The following is a 16,885-nucleotide window of genomic DNA, read 5'->3' as shown; positions in this document are numbered from 1 at the left end:
GTCTCAGTCCCGGCGCCTCGGGGGAGTGAATCATCGATCCACACAGCTGTTGACTTTTGGCTGAATGAGCCGGAGGATTTCCTGGGTGAGCCACACCCAAGGCGTGCCCCTCAGTACCGCTCTCCCCGTCGAACTGGACGAAGCGGCCCACCGCTGTCTGGTCGCCGGATTCGACGGCACCACGGCCGTCCCCGACACCCTGAAACGGCTGATCGACCGCGGCCTCGGCGGGGTCATCCTGTTCACCCGCAACGTACGGGACGCCCAACAGGTGCGGCAGCTCACCGACACCCTGCGGGCCCTGCGCCCCGACCTCCTCGTGGGCATCGACAACGAGGGCGGCGGCATCGGGCACCTCGTGAGCGCGGGCGCCCCCGAGGTGCCCGGCTCCTTCGCCCTCGGTGTCGCCGACGACCTGGCGCTGACCGCCCGATGCGCCGACGCGCTCGCCGGGCACCTGGCCACGCTCGGCATCACCGCCTCGTACGCGCCCGTCGCCGACGTCCAGCGCCTGCCGGACAACCCGATCGTGCGGACCCGCGCCTTCGGCACCGACCCGGAGCTGGTGTCCCGCCACACGGCGGCCTGGATCGCCGCCACCGAGGCACGCGGCATCGCCTCCTGCGCCAAGCACTTCCCCGGGCACGGCGGAACCGTGACCGACAGCCACCACGACCTGGCCGTCGATCCGCGGCCGTACGAGGAACTCGACCTCGCGCCCTTCCGGGCCGCCATCGCCGCCGGGGTGCCGATGCTGATGAGCGCGCACGTCGTCTTCCCGGAGCTGGACGCCAACCGCCCCGCCACCCTCAGCCGCCGCATCCTCGGGGATCTGCTCCGGCACGAACTCGCCTTCGAGGGCGTCCTGGTCAGCGACGCGCTGGAGATGAGGGCGATAGCCGGCCTCTACGGCGAGGCGGCCGGGGCGCGGATCGCGCTCGCGGCGGGGGCGGACCAGGTCGTCGTCGCCGTACCGGATCTGGACGTCACGCTGGGCTGCCGGGACGCCGTGCTCGGAGCGCTGGGCAACGGGACCCTGGCGGAGGAGCGGGTCGAGGAGGCCGCCGGGCGGGTGCGCCGGCTCGCCGAGCGGTACGCCGTCCCCGCGACCGAGGTCGCCGCGTGGGACACGCGGGCGGGGCTTCAGGCGGCGCGCCGGGCCGTACGGAGCCGGAGCGGGCCGGCCCCCGTGCGCGGCGCCCATGTCGTCGACCTGTTCCCGCCGCCGCATCCGGCGCTCAACTGGGGCGGCGAGGACCTGCTGACCGAGCTGCGCGCCGTCGACCCGACCGCCACGGGCACCTGCGTCACCGGGGAGCCCGCCGACCCGGCCGCCCTCGTCGACGGGATCGTGCGCCTGGCCCGGGACCTGCCCCTGGCCGTCGCCACCTGCGACGCCGGGCTGCACCCCTGGCAGGCGGCCCTGCGGGACGCCCTGCTGACCCGGCGACCGGACGCGGTACGGGTGGCCACCGGACTGCCGGAGGACGACGCCCTGTGCTCGTACGGGCGCGGGAAGGTGAACCTGCGGGCGGTCGCGGAGGCGCTGGCCGGAGTGTGACGGGGCCGACGGCCTACGGCAGTCGTACGACCTTCCTGATCCCCCGCGCCGCCAGGTAACCCTCGTCGTCCGCCCGTGAGGCCAGTACGACCGCCGGGCGCGTCCCCTCCGTGCGCAGCCGCATCCACGCCTCGAAGTACGCGCCTCCCGGCCCGGACACGGAACGGGTGGCCGGTGTGCAGTCCAGAACCAGCGCCGTCTCACGCGGCCGGGGAGACGGCGGCTGCGCCCGCAGTTCGGCGACCGTGGCGGCGAGGGCCTCCGCGATCGGCTTGGGGCGGCCGGCCGAGTCGAACAGGCCCAGGGTGTACTCGAGTTCCGGATAGTCGGCCAGGGAGCGGTCCACGTCGTGGGAGCACCACCACGTCACGCCCCACAGGGTCGCGCACTCGGCCGCGTTCCGTACGGTCGCCCGCGCGAACTCCGGCGCGTCGGCGGCCGGGATGTGCGGCTCGGGCGCGCCCGTCTCCTGGACCCAGACCGGCCGGGCCGGGTCCTCGGCGTAGGCCGTGGCCAGTTCCGTGCCGTACTCGGCGAGATGCCGCACCTGTGGCGAGCGGGCGCCGTAGCGGCGGGCGCAGTCGCCGGAGAACACCCACGGGTGGACCGTGGTCAGGTCGCCCTTGTGGGCGGAGGCCTCGGGGGTGAAGGGGTGGCCGTCGCCGTACCAGGCGGCGTCGTACGCGGAGTGCGTGACCAGGTGACCGGGGCGCACGCTCTCGCGGGCGGCGGCCAGCAGGGTGTCGAGGTAGTGGTCCACCTCCGCCACCGTCACCGGGTTGTGCTCGACCAGGTTGTTGAGCTCATTGCCCAGCTGGAGGCCGATCAGGTTGGGGCGGTCGGCCAGGGCGCGGCCCAGGGTGCGCAGGAGTGCGGCCTGTGCCTCGATGGTCTCCGGGTCCGTGAACACGTTGCGCTGGTGCCAGCTGCGGGTCCACTCCGGGTAGAAGTCGAAGCTGGACAGGTGGCCCTGCACGCCGTCCACCAGCACGTCGAGGCCCGCCTCGGCCGCCAGGTCGACGAGCCGCGCCAGCTGGTCGACGGCGGCGGGGCGGATGAGCGTGCGGTTGGGCTGCAGGAGCGGCCAGAGGTGGAAGACGCGCACATGGTCGAGGCCGAGCCCGGCTATCTGGTCCAGGTCCTCGCGGGTGTGCACGGCGTCGAAGTCGTGCCACGAGTGGAACCAGCCGCGGCGGGGCGTGTAGTTGACGCCGAAGCGGAGCGTACGGATGGGATCCTCCTCGGGTCCGGGGCTTGTCCTGCGCGAATGTATCAACCACCATAGTCAGTGATGGGCAATGATTTGAACCAGAAGTATGGCGACGAGCTCGTCGTCGGCCTCGACGCGGGCGGCACGCGTACCCGTGTCGTGCTCGCCGCCGCGGCCGGCGGCCGCCCGCTGGGCGAGGGCGCCGCCGGGCCGGGCAACGCCCTGACCGTTCCGATGCCGCAGCTCGCCGAGCACCTCGCCGAAGCCGTCGCCGCGGCGGTGCCCCAGGAGGCGCGCGGCCGGGTCGTGTCCGTGGCCGGCGGCTTCGCGGGCGCCACCGCGGCCTCCCCGGACGACCCCGGGCACGTCAACGCCCGGACGGCCCTCACCGCCGTCCTGCGGCGGCTCGGCATCCCGGCCGGCCCGGTCACCGTCTGCAGCGACATCGAGGCCGCCTTCGCCGCCGCGCCCGGCACCCCGGCCGACGGTCTCGCCCTGGTGGCGGGCACGGGTGCGGTCGCCATGCGCATCGCGGGCCGCCGGTGCACGGCCACCGTGGACGGCGACGGCTGGCTGCTCGGCGACGAGGGCAGCGGCTTCTGGATCGGGCGTACGGCGGTACGGGCCGCCCTGCGGATGGCGGACGGGCGGGGGCCCACGACGGCTCTGGCCGGGTCCGTGGGGCGCAGGCTGGGACTACCGGACAGCGTCCTGCCGTACGGCAGTGCGGCGGGTGGTGTCCTGCCTCATGGGGGTGGGCCGGGTGGTGTCCCGCCCTACGGTGGCGGGCCGGGTGGTGTCCTGCCTCATGGGGGTGGGCCGGGTGGTGTCCCGCCCTACGGCGGCGGGCCGGGCGGTGCGCTGCCTCACGGGGGCGGGGCGGGCGGCGTCCCTCCTCACGGTGGCGGGCCGGGTCGGGTCCCGCCCTACGGGGGAGGGCCCGCCGGTGTCCCGACTCACGGAAGCGGGCCTGCCGGTGTCCCGCTCCACGGCGGCGGGCCGGGCGACCCGTTGCCGTTCGGCGGTGAGGCCGGCTGGAGTCGGCCGCAGCGCGAGGCCTACCGGATGCACCTGCTCCCGGCCGTCATGGCCGAACCCCCGATCCGGCTCGCCCGGCTGGCCCCGCTGGTGGCCGACGCGGCGCGGGACAAGGACGCGGTCGCCGAGGCGATCCTCGGCGAGGCGGCCGACCAACTGACCGTGACCGTTAGGGCGTTGCATCCGCAGCCCGGCGAACCGCTGGTCGCCACCGGCGGCCTGCTCGGCCCCGACGGTCCCCTGACCACGCTCCTCGCCGGCCGCCTCGCACCGCTGGGCCTGACGCTCGACTGGGTGGCCGACGGCTGCCGGGGTGCCGTGGCCCTCGCCCGGCTCGCACACGGCGGCGGCGCATGAACGACATGGTCTACCGCGACCCCACCGCCCCCGTCGACGCCCGCGTCCGCGACCTGCTCTCCCGGATGACCCTGCGTGAGAAGGCCGGCCAGCTCAACCAGCGGATGTACGGCTGGGACGCCTACCGCCGCACCCGCGACGGCGGCTTCGAACTGACCGACGCCCTGTACGCCGAGACCGAGCGCTTCGCCGGACTCGGCGCCCTGTACGGGCTCCAGCGGGCCGACGCCTGGTCCGGCGTCGACCACACAGGCGGGCCCGGCGCACAGGACGGCGCGGCCCTGACCGCGCTGGTGCAGCGGCACGTCGTCGAGCGCAGCCGACTCGGCATCCCCGCCCTGTTCGTCGAGGAGATGCCGCACGGCCACATGGCGCTCGACGGCACGGTCCTCCCCGTCAACCTGGCCGTCGGCGCCACCTGGGACCCCCAGCTGTACGAGCACGTCGCCGCCCACGCCGCGGCCGAACTGCGCGCCCGCGGCGGGCACGTCGCCCTGGTCTCGGCCCTCGACATCGCCCGGGACCCGCGCTGGGGCCGCACCGAGGAGTGTTTCGGCGAGGACCCGTACCTGGCGGCCTGCCTCACACAGGCCCTCGTGCGGGGAATGCAGGGTGAGCCCGCCGAGTACTTCGACGCCGACCGGGCCCCCGTCGTCCTCAAGCACTTCGCCGGACAGGGCGCCACCGTCGGCGGCCGCAACTCCGCCGAGTCCGAACTCGGGCCCCGTGAACTGCACGAGATCCACCTCCCCGCCGCCCGGGCCGGCATCCGCGCCGGGGCCGCCGCCGTCATGGCCGCCTACAACGAGGTCGACGGCATGCCCTGCTCCGGCAACCGGGCCCTGTTGACCGGGCTGTTGCGGGAGCGCTGGGGCTTCGACGGGCTGGTCATGGCGGACGGCCTGGCCGTGGACCGGCTGGCCCGCATCACCGGCGACCCGGTGTCCGCGGGCGCGCTCGCCCTCAACTCCGGTGTGGACCTGAGCCTTTGGGACGAGGGGTTCACGCACCTGGAGGAGGCGGTCGAACGGGGGCTGGTGAGCGAGGAGGTCCTCGACACCGCCGTCGCGCGCGTCCTGCGGCTGAAGTTCCGTCTGGGGCTGTTCGAACCGGACGGCACGACGACGGACTTCCCGGCCCACGGCAGGGAGGTGAGCACCACGCTGGCCGCGGCCGCGGTCACCCTCCTCCACAACGACGGCGGTGTCCTGCCCGTCGCGGCGCACGTCTCCCGTATCGCCGTCATCGGACCCCACTGCGCCACCGCCGCCCACCAGTCGGGCGACTACACCGCCCCGCAACGCCCCGGCACGGGCACCGGCGTCCTCGACGGACTGCGGCACCTCGCCCCGCCCGGCGTCGACATCCGTCACGCCCGCGGCTGCGCCCTCACCGGCGACGACCTCTCCGGCATTCCCGAGGCGGTCGCCGTGGCCGCCGCCTCCGACCTGGCCGTGCTGGTGCTGGGCGGCAGCAGCGCGCGTACCCCCGACACCGACTTCGCGGCCAACGGCGCGGCTCGGGGAGCCGTCTCGGAGATGACCTGCGGCGAGGGCGTCGACCTCGCCGGACTGCGGCTGGGGAAGGCCCAGCACGCCCTGCTGGACGCCGTCACCGCGACCGGCACACCCACGGTCGTCGTCCTGGTACAGGGCCGCCCGCACGCGGTTCCCGAGGCGGCGGAGCGTGCCGCGGCACTGCTCACGGCCTGGTATCCGGGGCCGTGGGGCGGTGAGGCGATCGCCGAGGTCCTGCTGGGACACCGGGAGCCGACCGGCCGCCTGCCCGTCTCCGTCCCGCGATCGTCGGCCCAACTCCCCGTGTACTACAACCACAAGGACATCGAGTACGCCACCTACGTGGACGAAAGCGCCGAGCCGCTCTACTCCTTCGGACACGGGCTGTCGTACACGAGCTTCGCGTACGGTCCGCCGCGCCTGTACCGGGCGACCGTCACCGTCGACGTCACCAACACCGGCGGGCGGAAGGGCCGCACGGTCGTCCAGCTCTACACCCGCCGCCTGCGCACGTCCGTCTGGCCTCGCACGCTCGAACTGCGGGCGTTCACCACCGTCGGCCTGGAACCGGGGGAGTCCCGGCCGGTCGGCTTCGTGATCGGCACGGACCAACTCGCCCAGGTCGGTGCCGATCTGGAGACGGCGGTCCTGCCGGGCACCCTGGAGATCCGGATCGCCGCATCGTCCCGGGCCGCGCTGACCGCCGTACCCCTGACCGTGACCATCTGAGACCGGCCGGCCTCAGAGCTTCACGGCTCCCGCCGACACTCCCCGGTAGAACCACCGCTGCGTGATCACGAACAGCACCAGCACCGGGACCACGGAGATCACCGAACCGGCCATGACCATCCGCTGGTCGTAGCCGAACGACGAGCTCTGCAGCCGGGACAGACCCAGCGTCAGGGTCATGTTGCTCTCCGAGCGCAGCACGATCAGCGGCCAGAGGAAGTCGTCCCAGGCGCTGATGAAGGTGTTGATGACGACCACCAGGATCGCGCCCCACGCGGACGGCAGGTACAGGTGCCGGAAGCGCTGCCACTCGTTCGCGCCGTCGAGCATGGCCGAGTCCTCGAGCTCGCGCGGCACCGCGAGGAACGCGCCGCGCATCAGCAGGACGTTGATGGCGCCGACGAACCCGGGCAGCCACACGCCCGCCAGGTGGTCGACGAGGCCCAGGTCGCGGATGCTCAGGAACAGCGAGACCATGATCGACTCGAAGGGGAACATCATGGAGGCGACGAGCACGACCCAGACCGCCCTGCGCCCCTTCCAGCCCGGCTTGGAGAGCATGTAGCCGGCCGTGGTGGAGAACACCAGCTGGCTGGTGACCGACAGGGCGACCACGATCAGGCTGTTCGTGATGTACGTGGCCACCGGCACCTGGTCGAAGACCGTCCGGTAGGCACGCAGGGTCGGGTGCTGCGGCAGCAGGGAGGCGTTCGACCCGAAGACGTCCTCACCGGTGCTCTTCAGCGAGGCCAGCAACTGCCACAGCAGTGGCCCGACGGTCAGGCCGAGCACGAGGAGCAGCAGCAGGTAGCGGACGACCAGTTCCCGGGGGCGGCCGTAGTCCCGCCAGCGCGGCATCAGGCGGCGGCGCCTGGCCGGAACAGCGGTCGTCGTCATGCCTCGTCCTCCTTCGTCAGGCGCTGCGCCAGCAGGGTCAGCCCCAGCGTCAGCAGGAACAGGGCCACGCTGACGGCCGAGCCGTAACCGGCGTTGCCGGTGATCGGGTCCAGGCCGACGTCCCGGATGTAGAAGGGCAGGGTGCGGTCGGCGCCGCCGGGGCCGCCGGTGGAGCTGCCGAGCATGTAGATCTCGGTGAACACGCGCAGCGAGCCGATGCCGGTGAGGGTGCCGACGAGCATCATGGCCTGGCGCACGCCCGGCACGGTGATGTGCCAGAAGCGGCGGACCGCACCGGCGCCGTCCATGGCCGCCGCCTCGTGCAGTTCCTTCGGTACGTTCCCGAGCGCGGCCAGGTAGAAGACCATGTACCAGCCGAGGCCCTTCCACAGCGTCAGGCCCATCGCGGACAGCAGGATCAGCCACGGGTCGGACAGGAACGGGACGGCGTCCCTGATCACATGGGCCTTCTCCAGCCAGGTGTTGACCAGTCCGTCGTCGGCCAGCAGCCACTGCCAGCTCAGACCCACGACCACGCTGGAGGCGAGGACGGGGGTGTAGAAGGCGGAGCGGAAGAAGCCGATGCCGGGCAGGTTCTTCTCCACCAGGACGGCCAGCAGCAGCGGCAGCAGCACCATCAGCGGTACGACGATCAGGGCGTACAGGACGCTGTTGCGGGTCGCCAGCCAGAAGTCGGAGTCGTCCAGCATCCGCGTGTAGTTGTCCAGCCCGACGAAGCCCGCGGCGCCGCCGAGCGGCTTGGCATCGGTGAACGACAGCAGGAGGGTGTTGAGGAACGGGAACACGCCGAAGACCACCGCGCAGACGATCGCGGGAGCGGTCCACAGCCAGGGCAGCCACCAACGGCGGTACATGGCCGCGCCGTTGGCACCGGCGGCGGGCCCGGGCAGCACGGCCCGGGCGAGGCGGCGGATGCGGGACGGGGCCCGGCCCGGTACGGAGGCCGCAGCCTGCGTACCGGGCACGGACGCCGGCTTCGTGATCTGTACCGTCACCGTCAGCCTGCCTGCTTCAGCAGCTCGTCGGCCTTCTCCTGGGCGTCCTTCACGGCGTCCGCCGCGCTCTTCTTGCCCTGCATGGCCAGCTGGACCTGGCCCACGATGGCGTTCTGCACGGCCGAGGAGATGTTGGTCTGGTAGGCGGTGGCCGTCTTGAGCTGCTCGGCGACGAGCTTGCGGGCCTCGGAGAACGGGTCGTCACCGCTGACCTTCTGGAAGAACGGGTCGTCCAGCGAGGCCGAGGTCGTCGGGAAGATCACGACGTTCGGGTCCTTGCACCAGGCCGTCTGGTTCTCGGCGTTGGTGAGGAACTCCGCGAACGCCAGCGCCGTGGGGGCGTTCTTGCTGGTCGCGGCGGTCGCGATGTACTGCGGGGCGGCCGTGGTGTGGCCGAGCGCGTCGAAGGGCTGCTGGCCGACGGCGGTCTTGGCGTAGATCGTCGGGCTGTTCTGCTTCACGAAGCGCACGAAGCTCGGGTTCGTCGAACCGTAGGCGACCTTGCCCTGGCTGTAGAGCGTGGAGGGGTCGTTGCTGGAGGACAGCGAGTCCTTCGGCATCGCGCCCTCCTTGTACAGCTTGGCCATCCACTCGACCCACTGCACGGTGCGCGGATCGTCGGCGAAGACGGCGGACTTGCCGTCGGCGGACAGCGTCTTGATGTTCATCTGGTCCCAGTCGGCCGGGATCCGCCAGACCGGGTTGGCCATCGTCGCGAAGTACTTGCCGTCGGCCGCCTTGGCGACCTTCTCGTAGTCGGCGAACAGCCCGAACATGGTCGTCGGCGGCTTCGCCGGGTCGATGCCGGCCTTCTTCAGCAGGTCGGTGTTGTACGTCAGGAGGACGCCGCCGGTGTACCAGGGCAGCACGGTGTGCACCGAGGCGCCCGAGGGGTCCTTCATGGGGCTGGACTTCCAGAACGCCGGGACGAACGGCTTGGCCGCGTCCGGGTCCTTGACGCCCACGTTGAGCAGGTAGCCGGCCTTGGTGAGGGCGGTCGCGGTGGGGGAGTCGACGTTGAGCACGTCCGGCAGGGTGCAGGCCTGGGCGTCGGCGACGGTGCGCTGGCCGAAGGTCGCGTCGCCGGGGTCGTCGATCCACTTGACCGAGGCATCGGGGTGGGCCTTCTCGAAGTCCTTGATCACTCCGTTGAAGAAGTCCCCGAAGTCCTTCTTCAGGTTCGTCGTCTGGAAGGTGATCTTTCCCTTGACCTCCCCGGTGAGCTTCCCCGGCCCGACGTTTCCCTTGTCGACCTTGCAGCCGCCCGCGGTGGCGTCGCCGCTGTCGGAGCTGCCGGACAGGCCGCAGCCGGCGGCGGTCAGCGACAGAACGGCGATACAGGTCAGGGTGCGGGTCAGTCTTCTTGCACGCATGTGATGGGCCCTCCTGCGACCGGGCGAGTCAAGGGTGTGCTGGCTGGTTCAACCAACCAACTTCGACTCCGAGTGATGAAAATGTGGACCAGAATTCATCGGAGGTCAATGGTTTGCCGTGTTGCGTTTAGGTTCCGGGGAGCTCAGTGCCGGTGTTCGTGGTCCGGGTGCGAGGGATCGCCCGGATGCTCGTACCCGTGCGCGTACACCACGCCGGCCCGAGCCTGGTCCAGCCAGTCGAAGAAGGCCCGCCGGCCGGCCGCCCGCCGCAACTCACCCCCGACGCGGGCACGGACGTCCTCGTACGGCAGGAAGTCCGCCTCCACCGCCCCGCCGAAGGGGTCGGTCCCGCGTCGGAGCGCCTCCGGGGTGAGGAAGCGGTCCCGGTTGCGCGCGTAGTAGTCCCGTTTGGCCGCCTCGGGCACATCCTGCTCGCGCTCCAGGTGGTCGAGCAGGACTCGTGCCGCCGGGGAGTGCGCGAGCGCCATCGCGACGATGCTGCCGAGGTCGGCCACGTCGGTCTCCGCCACGGCGAGCACCTGCGCGGGTGACACCTCGACGGGCGGCCGCAGTCCCCGGTCCGCGCAGGCCCGGCGGGCCAGCTCGTCCGTGACCACCACCTGGGTCGCCCAGCGCCTGCGCTGCCGTTCGGCCCTGGCCAGGGCCTCGGGCCGGGTCTCGCGGTCGCGCGCCGGAACGGCACCCAGCAGGGCGTCCACCCGCTCCTTCCCGACCGCCTCGCCGTCCACCAGAGCCGCGTGCCCGGTCATGGCGTCACCTCCAGCTCGACCGCCTCCGTGTAGGCGACGCACCCGTGCCAGCCGACCTTCGCCATCAGCCAGTACGACCCCGGCGGCACCACCGAGCCGTCCACCTCGATCACGCACTCCCGCCGCTCCCCGCCGGCCAGGGTGAACCCCTGGACGCCCGGCCCGACCCCCGGCCAGGTGCCCCAGGGCGACACGGCCCACAGCTGCCCGCTCACCGGCCCGAGGGTGGTGTTGCGCAGGCTCACCGGAACCCGGGCCCGCTCACCGCGGCGTACGGTGAGCCGCTCGACTCCCAGCTCGGCAAGGAGAGTTGGACCACCCCGCCCACCCGGCACGTCGAGCGCCACGACGTCCTCGTAGGTCTGCCCGCCGTACGCCAGCCGGGCCGCGAGCCAGTGCCTTCCGGGCTCGGCGTCGGCCGGCGGCACCACCGTGACCTCGGCGAGGGTGAAGCCGCCGGGGCCCAGCGCGTACGGCAGTTCGGCGGGCTCGGCGGACCAGCCGGCCGGCACCTCGAAGGCCACGGTGCCGGACACGGGCGCGTCGGTCAGCTCGGAGCCGACCCGGACGGTCGCGGTGACGGGGCCGGAGGCGGTGAGCGCGCCGGGCGAGACGTACACGGCCACGGGCAGGTTGCCGCGCGGGGCGGGCCCGGAGTTGTGGAGCCAGTAACGGGTGTGGACCGGCTGGGCGGGCTCGTGGGCGGCGACGCCGGGGCCGGGCCCGGGCCGGCCGGCCGGTGTCGGCGTGGCCAGGACGGTGGCCACCTCGAAGCCGGTCAGACCGACGTCGAGGCCCCCCTCCCGGTCCGGGGCCAGCCGTTCCCCCGGCCTCTCCAGCACGTCCGCGCGGGTGCCCTGAGCCCACGGCGACGGCCCGTGCACGTGCGCCCGCACCGGCCGCCCGTTCACCTCGTGCATCCGTACGACGATCCCGCGCCCCGGGTCGGCGGGCGCCACGCCGCCCCGGGCGAGCGGGGAGCCGAGGGGCTTGAGGGCGTCGAGCAGGACCTCGCGGGCGGGCTCCAGGGTGAGCAGACGGGCGCTCCTGGGCAGCCGCCCGGTCCCCTCCCCGTCCCGCCGCCGGGCGGTGAGCGGATGGTTGAACTCGTGTCCCCGCGCGGGCAGTCGCTGCTCCCGCCAGTCGCCCTCGCCCGCCACGACCGCGTACTCGAAGGTGTGCGACCAGCGCTGGAGCTGGAAGGCGGACCCGTCGGGAGCCGTGCGGCGCGGCGGGTCGACCCAGATGCCGGAGGGCCAGCCCGTGCAGGAGCGCATCAGGGACATGTAGAGGTCGCCGGAGGCGGTGACCACGCAGCCGGGGGTGCCCCGGTTGAGGACGGCGAAGCCGCGCCCGTCCCAGGCGTCGCCCGGCGGCAGCGCCTCGCCGCCGCCCGCCGCGGTGGCGGTGACGCTGAAGTCGTCCAGGTCGGCGACCATCGCGTCGACCGCCTTGGCGTCGTCCTCGGGCCTGGCCCCCGCCACCACGAGCAGCGGCAGCCGCTCCAGGTCGCGCAGGTCGGCCCCGGGCACCCATTCCTCCCGCAGTCCGGCGCGCGGTGCCACCCACACGGCGGCGACGCCCCGCTCGGCCAGTTGCCGTCGCAGTTCCCGTCCGGCGGCCGGGTCCCAGCCGAGCGCCTCGGCGACCACGGAGTTGCGCTCGGGGCCGCCGACGGCGACACGGATGTCGGGGAGGTTGGAGTCGACCTCCAGGTCGCCGTAGCGGGGACCGCCGGCGATGGTCGAGGTGGCGGTGACCCCCGCGCGGACGAGGGCCGCCGCGAGGGGCGCGCCCAGCTCGCCGGCCGCGTCCCAGTCGGCGTACACCAGCTCGGCGACCCCGATCGAGCGGTGTCCCAGGAGCGTCCCGGAGTCGTCCCGCACCGCGACCCGGGCGGTGGAGCCCAGCCCGAACCAGGTGTTGGCGGGGTTGTCCAGCGTCCACGGGAACCGCTCGCTGTCCACCTCCACGAACCCGAACCCGCGCCCGATGACGGCGTCCGCCACCTCGTGCACGGGCAGCCCGCCCCGTACGTCGGAGGGCCAGCGCACGCGGATCAGCCGGTCGGCGCCGTCGTAGCCGTCGACGGTCGTCGCGACGTCGAGCCGGTCGACGCCCGTCCACAGGGTCAGCCGCTGCGTGTACCGGAAGGGGCCGAGGTCGGCGCGGACGGTGAGGCGCGACCCGGCGGGGGAGTGCTCGACATCGATGTCGGCGGTGACGTCCCGGCCGCGGGCGGCGGTGGTGCCGGTCGGCGTGAGGTGCCACGGCCCCTCGCCGAAGCGCGGGTGCCTCGGGTACTCCTCCTGTACGACGAGCTCGTTGCCGATGTCGCCGGGGCGCAGCAGCTCCCGGCCGCCCTCCTCCGTGAGCGCCCGCAGGCTGCTGACGCCGCCGCCGCGCGCGGGGTCGACGGTCACCTCGTAGAACTCGTTGCGGATGGTCAGGCCCTCGCCGCGGGTCCACTCGGGCGAGGAGCCCTCGGCGAGGGGAAGGGCCTTGAGGCCCATGCCTGGCACCTGCGGTACGACGACCCGGAGCCGGCCGTCCTCCTCGCGTACGGCGGGCAGGGGCTGGAAGTCGTCGCCCAGGGGCACCAGCCCCGGATCGTCGAGGGTCAGCACGTCCCGCCGTTCCCAGGTCGCGGAGTTGAAGACGACGAGGTCGGCCCCGCTGCCCGGTGTGACCAGGTCGGCCAGGGTCTGGGTGGCGTCGGCGTGCACGGTCCCGGCGAGGTCGTGCAGCTCCCGCCAGCCGGTGAGCAGGTCGATGTAGACCTGGTCGGACTCCGAGCCGGTGACGGCGTCGTGATGGGCGCCGTAGACCAACTGCCGCCACGCCTTGTCGAGTGCCGCGTCCGGGTAGGGGTGCCCGGTGACGAGGGAGGCGAGCGTCGCCCAGGCCTCGGCGTCGGCGAGCAGGGTCTCGCCGTACCGCTGGGCCTGCTTGGTGTCGATGTAGGAGACGTCCTTGCCGGTGTAGACCGGGTTCATGTCCCGGGTCTGCGGCGACGCCCTGCGCCCTTCCGCCTCCAGTTCCGCGCGCACGGCGGCGAAGAAGTCCCGCGGGATGGCGCTGACGAACCGCGGCCACACGTACCGGGCGTTCCAGTCCCGGTGGATGCCCATCACCCAGCGGCACGGCGGCGCGTAGTCCCCGCCGACCGGGAGCAGCACGTTGCGGGTGAGCGCGACCTTCTTGAGCCCCTTGAACAGCTTGAGCGCGGCCGCCTCCGCCTCGGGCAGCGTCGGCGCGTTGTCGATCGCCCAGCCGGCGCCGTAGTGGTTGACCATGTACGCGGTCAGCAGCCCGCGTCCCGAGGGGGCGATCCACTCGAACTCGGCCGGGAACTGCATCCGTCCGGGATCGCGCGGCTCCTCCCCGAACACCGACAGCGTCGGCCCCCACTGGTGGAACGGCCCGCGCGCCCACGAACTGGACGTGACCCCCGCGTCCGCCATCAGCCCCGGGAACTGCGGATCGTGCCCGAAGGCGTCCAGCTGCCAGGCGGTCTCCGGGGACGCCCCGATGATCCCGCGCTGGAACCCGTCGCCGTACAGGGCGTTGCGTACGGTCGCCTCGGCGCCGGTGAGGTTGGTGTTCGGCTCGTTGTAGGTGCCGCCCATGACCTCGACGCGGCCGGTGCGGATCAGCTCGCGCAGGAAGGCGCGCTCCTCCGGGAAGGAGTCCCAGTACGGCTTGAGGTAGTCGACCTCCGCGAGGACGAAGGTGTACGCCGGGTCGCGTCGCGCCAGATCGCAGTGTGCCCGCACCAGGCTCATCCCGGACTGGCCGCGCGAGTCGAAGGTGCGGGCGGGCAGGCCGGTGAGGGCAGGGTCGTCGGCGACGTCCCAGGTCTCGGTGTAGGCGGCCTGGGTGTTCCACCAGACGGGGTCGTAGTGGAAGTGGCTGACCATGAACATCGTCCAGCCGGGCTCGGCGGCCGTGAACTCACCGGTGTGGTGGGCGAGTCGGTCGCCGTCGGCGGCCGTGACGGTGATCTCGCGGCGTTCACCGACGGCCAGTTCGCTGTGCACGGGTATCTCGGCGCGACCGGTGCCGTCCTCGCCCGTCGCCAGGAGCGCCTCGCCCGTGATCCCGGGGCCCTCGACGGTGAGGCGGACGGTCCGGCCGGGAGTGTGGCTCAGCTCGACGGCCACCACCTGGCGTGGCTGCTCGGTGGTTCCGGTGAAGAGCTCGGTCGACTCGACAGAGGTCACGCGCATGGGGCTCCTACGAGGATGCTCGGGGGAGCCCCATCGTGGCACCGAGGGGATGATTCAAACAACCATCTTTACGTTACCTCGGTGGTTCATCCATGCATGATCGGGTCAGCGAGCCCGGCGGCTCTTCACCGCGTGTTGCGGGGTGATGTGGTCGGTGAGCGCCAGCGAGGCGCTCGCGCGCTGGTAGGAGAGCTGGGCGACCCGGACGTAGAGGCAGTCGATGAGGACGAGGACGGAGTGCCGGCCGCCGATGCTGCCGGTGCGGCCGGGGAAGATGGTCTCCGAGGAGGACGAGATGAGCCGGATGTCGGCGACCTTGGCGAGCGCCGAGCGCGGGTCCGTGGTGAGGGCGACGGTGGTGGCGCCGCGCTCCTTGGCCATCTCCAGCGGTTCGAGGGTCTCGCGGGTCGCGCCGGAGTAGGAGATGCCGATGGCCACGTCCGCCGGGGTGAGCAGGGCCGCGGAGGTGGCCGCCCCGTGCACCTCCGTCCAGCCGCGGACCGAGCAGCCGATGCGGAACAGCCGCGTCTCCGTCTCCTGCGCCACCGCGCCGCTGCCGCCGACTCCGTAGACGTCGATGCGCCGGGCGCGGGCCAGGGCCTGGGCCGCGCGCTCGATCGCGTCGAGGTCGATCCGGTCGATGGTCTGCTGGATGGCCCGCAGGTCCGCGGTGCCGACGACCTGCACGACCCGTTCGAGGTCGTCCTCGGGGGAGATTTCCGGCCCGATCTCGGCGCTGCCCCAGTCGGAGACCTCGCCGCGGCCGCGCTCCTGGGCCAGCTCGATCAGCAGGTGCTGGTAGGAGTCGAGGCCGATGGCCCGGCAGAACCGGGTCACCGTCGCCTGGGAGGTGCCGGTGCGGCGGCCCAGCTCGGCGGCCGAGCAGTGCGTGACGGCGGCCGGATCCTCCAGGATCAGCTCGCCGACCTTCCGCAGGGAGCCGGCCAGCCGCGGCAGCTCGGTACGGATGAGAGTGGTGACGTCCGTCGGGGGCATGCGAAGAATGTATCAGCCACCGTTCAGGGGGCCGATTGAATACCAGGACCCTCTTGTGATTTATTGATTCACCGTTGGTGATCGATGGGGTGGTTCAAGCCATCAGTGAGTGGGGAGTGTCGCGTGTCTGTCGAGAACGTCAGCGCCGAGGGGTTCGCGCGCGAGAGCCTGGCCGTCCTCCAGCACGTCACCGAGTCCGCCCGGGACAGCGTGGCCGACGCCGCCGACCTGATCGCGCGGTGCCTCCGCTCCGACGGCGTCATCCAGGCCTTCGGCACCGGCCACTCCCAGGCGATGGTCCTCGAAGTCGCCGGCCGCGCGGGGGGTCTGGTGCCCACCAACCGCCTGAGCATCGCCGACCTCGTCCTCTACGGCGGCGACGACCCGAGCGTCCTCGACGACCCGCTCCTGGAGCGCCGGTCGGGCGTGGCCGCGCGCCTCTACGATCTCGCCGCCCCGCACCCCGAGGACCTCTTCGTCATCATCTCCAACTCCGGCGTCAACAACGTCATCGTCGAGATGGCCCTCCACGCCAAGGAGCGGGGCCACGGGATCCTGGCCGTCACCTCCCTCGGCCACACCCGCTCCGTCCCCGCCGGCCACCCCGGCGGCAAGAAGCTCGCAGACCTCGCCGACGTCGTCCTCGACAACGCGGCCCCACGCGGCGACGCCCTCCTCGAACTCCCCGGCGGCGGCGCGGTGTGCGCCCTGTCCACGCTCACCGGCGTGATGCTGGTGCAGATGGCGGTCGCGGAAGCCTCCGCCCGGCTGCTCGCCGCCGGTGAGCGGCCCCCGGTGTACGTCTCGGCCAACGTCCCCGGCGGCTTCGAGGGCAACCTTGAGCTGGAGAAGCGGTACGCGGGACGGATCCGGCGCACCGCGAGCTGAACCACCGCTCCACGACCCCCGCCGCCCTGCCGCTCCGGTCCGGGCCCTCGCCGAAGGCGGGTCTGCCGACCTCGCCGCTTGTGTCCGTCATGTTCGCGGCCCGGAGCCCACCGTCACGGCCGCGCCCGCCCGCGACGCGGCGGTGGTGTCGGTGTTCAGGGGCTGGACCCTGCCGTCCGCGTAGTCGGGGACCCAGCAGCGTGCCGCCGTCGGGCATCACTCTCATCTCGGCTCGGCCGACAAGCGATGTCGCCAACGGACTGGTAAATGAAAATGATTATCGATAGCTTGTCGGTGCGCAAAG

The 16,885-nt window shown here is 72.9% G+C and carries 10 protein-coding genes and 1 pseudogene; 4 read left to right on the top strand and 7 right to left on the bottom strand.

Annotated elements, in window-relative coordinates; all coding sequences use genetic code 11:
• Positions 1-85 precede the first annotated feature (85 nt).
• The gene (locus ACWBNA_RS24795) at positions 86-1,561 is read left to right on the top strand and encodes a glycoside hydrolase family 3 N-terminal domain-containing protein (RefSeq protein WP_482706707.1); all 1,476 of its coding nucleotides are present in this window, start codon (positions 86-88) and stop codon (positions 1,559-1,561) included.
• A gap of 13 nt (positions 1,562-1,574) precedes the next feature.
• Here the strand turns inward: ACWBNA_RS24795 and ACWBNA_RS24790 are convergent.
• A pseudogene (locus tag ACWBNA_RS24790) lies at positions 1,575-2,844 on the bottom strand (glycoside hydrolase 5 family protein).
• 8 nt (positions 2,845-2,852) lie between these two features.
• On the opposite strand from ACWBNA_RS24790, the gene ACWBNA_RS24785 reads away from it, so the two are divergent.
• Both ACWBNA_RS24785 and ACWBNA_RS24780 read left to right on the top strand, forming a co-directional pair.
• Positions 2,853-4,166 (top strand): N-acetylglucosamine kinase, encoded by a 1,314-nt coding sequence (locus ACWBNA_RS24785; protein ID WP_482706706.1) that lies wholly within the window; start codon positions 2,853-2,855, stop codon positions 4,164-4,166.
• Complete coding sequence (locus tag ACWBNA_RS24780) at positions 4,163-6,412, top strand: glycoside hydrolase family 3 N-terminal domain-containing protein (RefSeq protein ID WP_482706705.1); 2,250 nt, start codon at positions 4,163-4,165, stop codon at positions 6,410-6,412. The genes ACWBNA_RS24785 and ACWBNA_RS24780 overlap by 4 nt, the downstream gene beginning before the upstream one ends.
• A 12-nt stretch (positions 6,413-6,424) precedes the next feature.
• Here the strand turns inward: ACWBNA_RS24780 and ACWBNA_RS24775 are convergent, their stop codons facing one another.
• From ACWBNA_RS24775 to ACWBNA_RS24750, 6 genes are all read right to left on the bottom strand, one after another.
• The gene (locus ACWBNA_RS24775) at positions 6,425-7,309 is read right to left on the bottom strand and encodes a carbohydrate ABC transporter permease (protein ID WP_482706704.1); all 885 of its coding nucleotides are present in this window, start codon (positions 7,307-7,309) and stop codon (positions 6,425-6,427) included.
• Positions 7,306-8,325, bottom strand: a complete 1,020-nt coding sequence (locus ACWBNA_RS24770; protein WP_482706703.1) for a carbohydrate ABC transporter permease — start codon at positions 8,323-8,325, stop codon at positions 7,306-7,308. The genes ACWBNA_RS24775 and ACWBNA_RS24770 overlap by 4 nt, the downstream gene beginning before the upstream one ends.
• A 2-nt stretch (positions 8,326-8,327) precedes the next feature.
• On the bottom strand, positions 8,328-9,698 hold the full coding sequence (locus ACWBNA_RS24765; protein ID WP_482706702.1) for an extracellular solute-binding protein: 1,371 nt from the start codon (positions 9,696-9,698) through the stop codon (positions 8,328-8,330).
• Between the two features lie 143 nt (positions 9,699-9,841).
• The gene (locus ACWBNA_RS24760) at positions 9,842-10,468 is read right to left on the bottom strand and encodes a peptidyl-prolyl cis-trans isomerase (RefSeq protein WP_482706701.1); all 627 of its coding nucleotides are present in this window, start codon (positions 10,466-10,468) and stop codon (positions 9,842-9,844) included.
• Positions 10,465-14,697: a glycoside hydrolase family 38 N-terminal domain-containing protein gene (locus tag ACWBNA_RS24755; protein WP_482706700.1), complete on the bottom strand. Its 4,233-nt coding sequence runs from the start codon at positions 14,695-14,697 to the stop codon at positions 10,465-10,467. Before ACWBNA_RS24755 ends, ACWBNA_RS24760 begins: the two co-directional genes overlap by 4 nt.
• Positions 14,698-14,802: 105 nt before the next feature.
• Positions 14,803-15,693, bottom strand: coding sequence for a MurR/RpiR family transcriptional regulator (locus ACWBNA_RS24750; RefSeq protein ID WP_383857411.1), 891 nt, complete (start codon positions 15,691-15,693; stop codon positions 14,803-14,805).
• Positions 15,694-15,816: 123 nt separating this feature from the next.
• Here ACWBNA_RS24750 and ACWBNA_RS24745 point away from each other — a divergent pair, with 123 nt between their 5' ends.
• A complete protein-coding gene (locus tag ACWBNA_RS24745; protein WP_482706699.1) occupies positions 15,817-16,581 on the top strand; it encodes a sugar isomerase domain-containing protein in 765 nt (254 codons plus the stop codon).
• The last annotated feature ends 304 nt before the right edge of the window (positions 16,582-16,885 follow it).

The organism is Streptomyces sp. Q2, assembly GCF_056820935.1.
The sequence above is the reverse complement of the archived record's forward strand: the minus strand, read 5'-3'. Positions and strand labels throughout refer to the sequence as shown.

Excerpts from the sequence above, each read along its gene's own strand:
- ACWBNA_RS24785 (WP_482706706.1), top strand. The coding sequence starts at position 2,853 with ATGGGCAATGATTTGAACCAGAAGTATGGCGACGAGCTCGTCGTCGGC.
- ACWBNA_RS24760 (WP_482706701.1), bottom strand. The coding sequence starts at position 10,468 with ATGACCGGGCACGCGGCTCTGGTGGACGGCGAGGCGGTCGGGAAGGAG.
- ACWBNA_RS24755 (WP_482706700.1), bottom strand. The coding sequence starts at position 14,697 with ATGCGCGTGACCTCTGTCGAGTCGACCGAGCTCTTCACCGGAACCACC.
- ACWBNA_RS24775 (WP_482706704.1), bottom strand. The coding sequence starts at position 7,309 with ATGACGACGACCGCTGTTCCGGCCAGGCGCCGCCGCCTGATGCCGCGC.
- ACWBNA_RS24780 (WP_482706705.1), top strand. The coding sequence starts at position 4,163 with ATGAACGACATGGTCTACCGCGACCCCACCGCCCCCGTCGACGCCCGC.
- ACWBNA_RS24750 (WP_383857411.1), bottom strand. The coding sequence starts at position 15,693 with ATGCCCCCGACGGACGTCACCACTCTCATCCGTACCGAGCTGCCGCGG.
- ACWBNA_RS24765 (WP_482706702.1), bottom strand. The coding sequence starts at position 9,698 with ATGCGTGCAAGAAGACTGACCCGCACCCTGACCTGTATCGCCGTTCTG.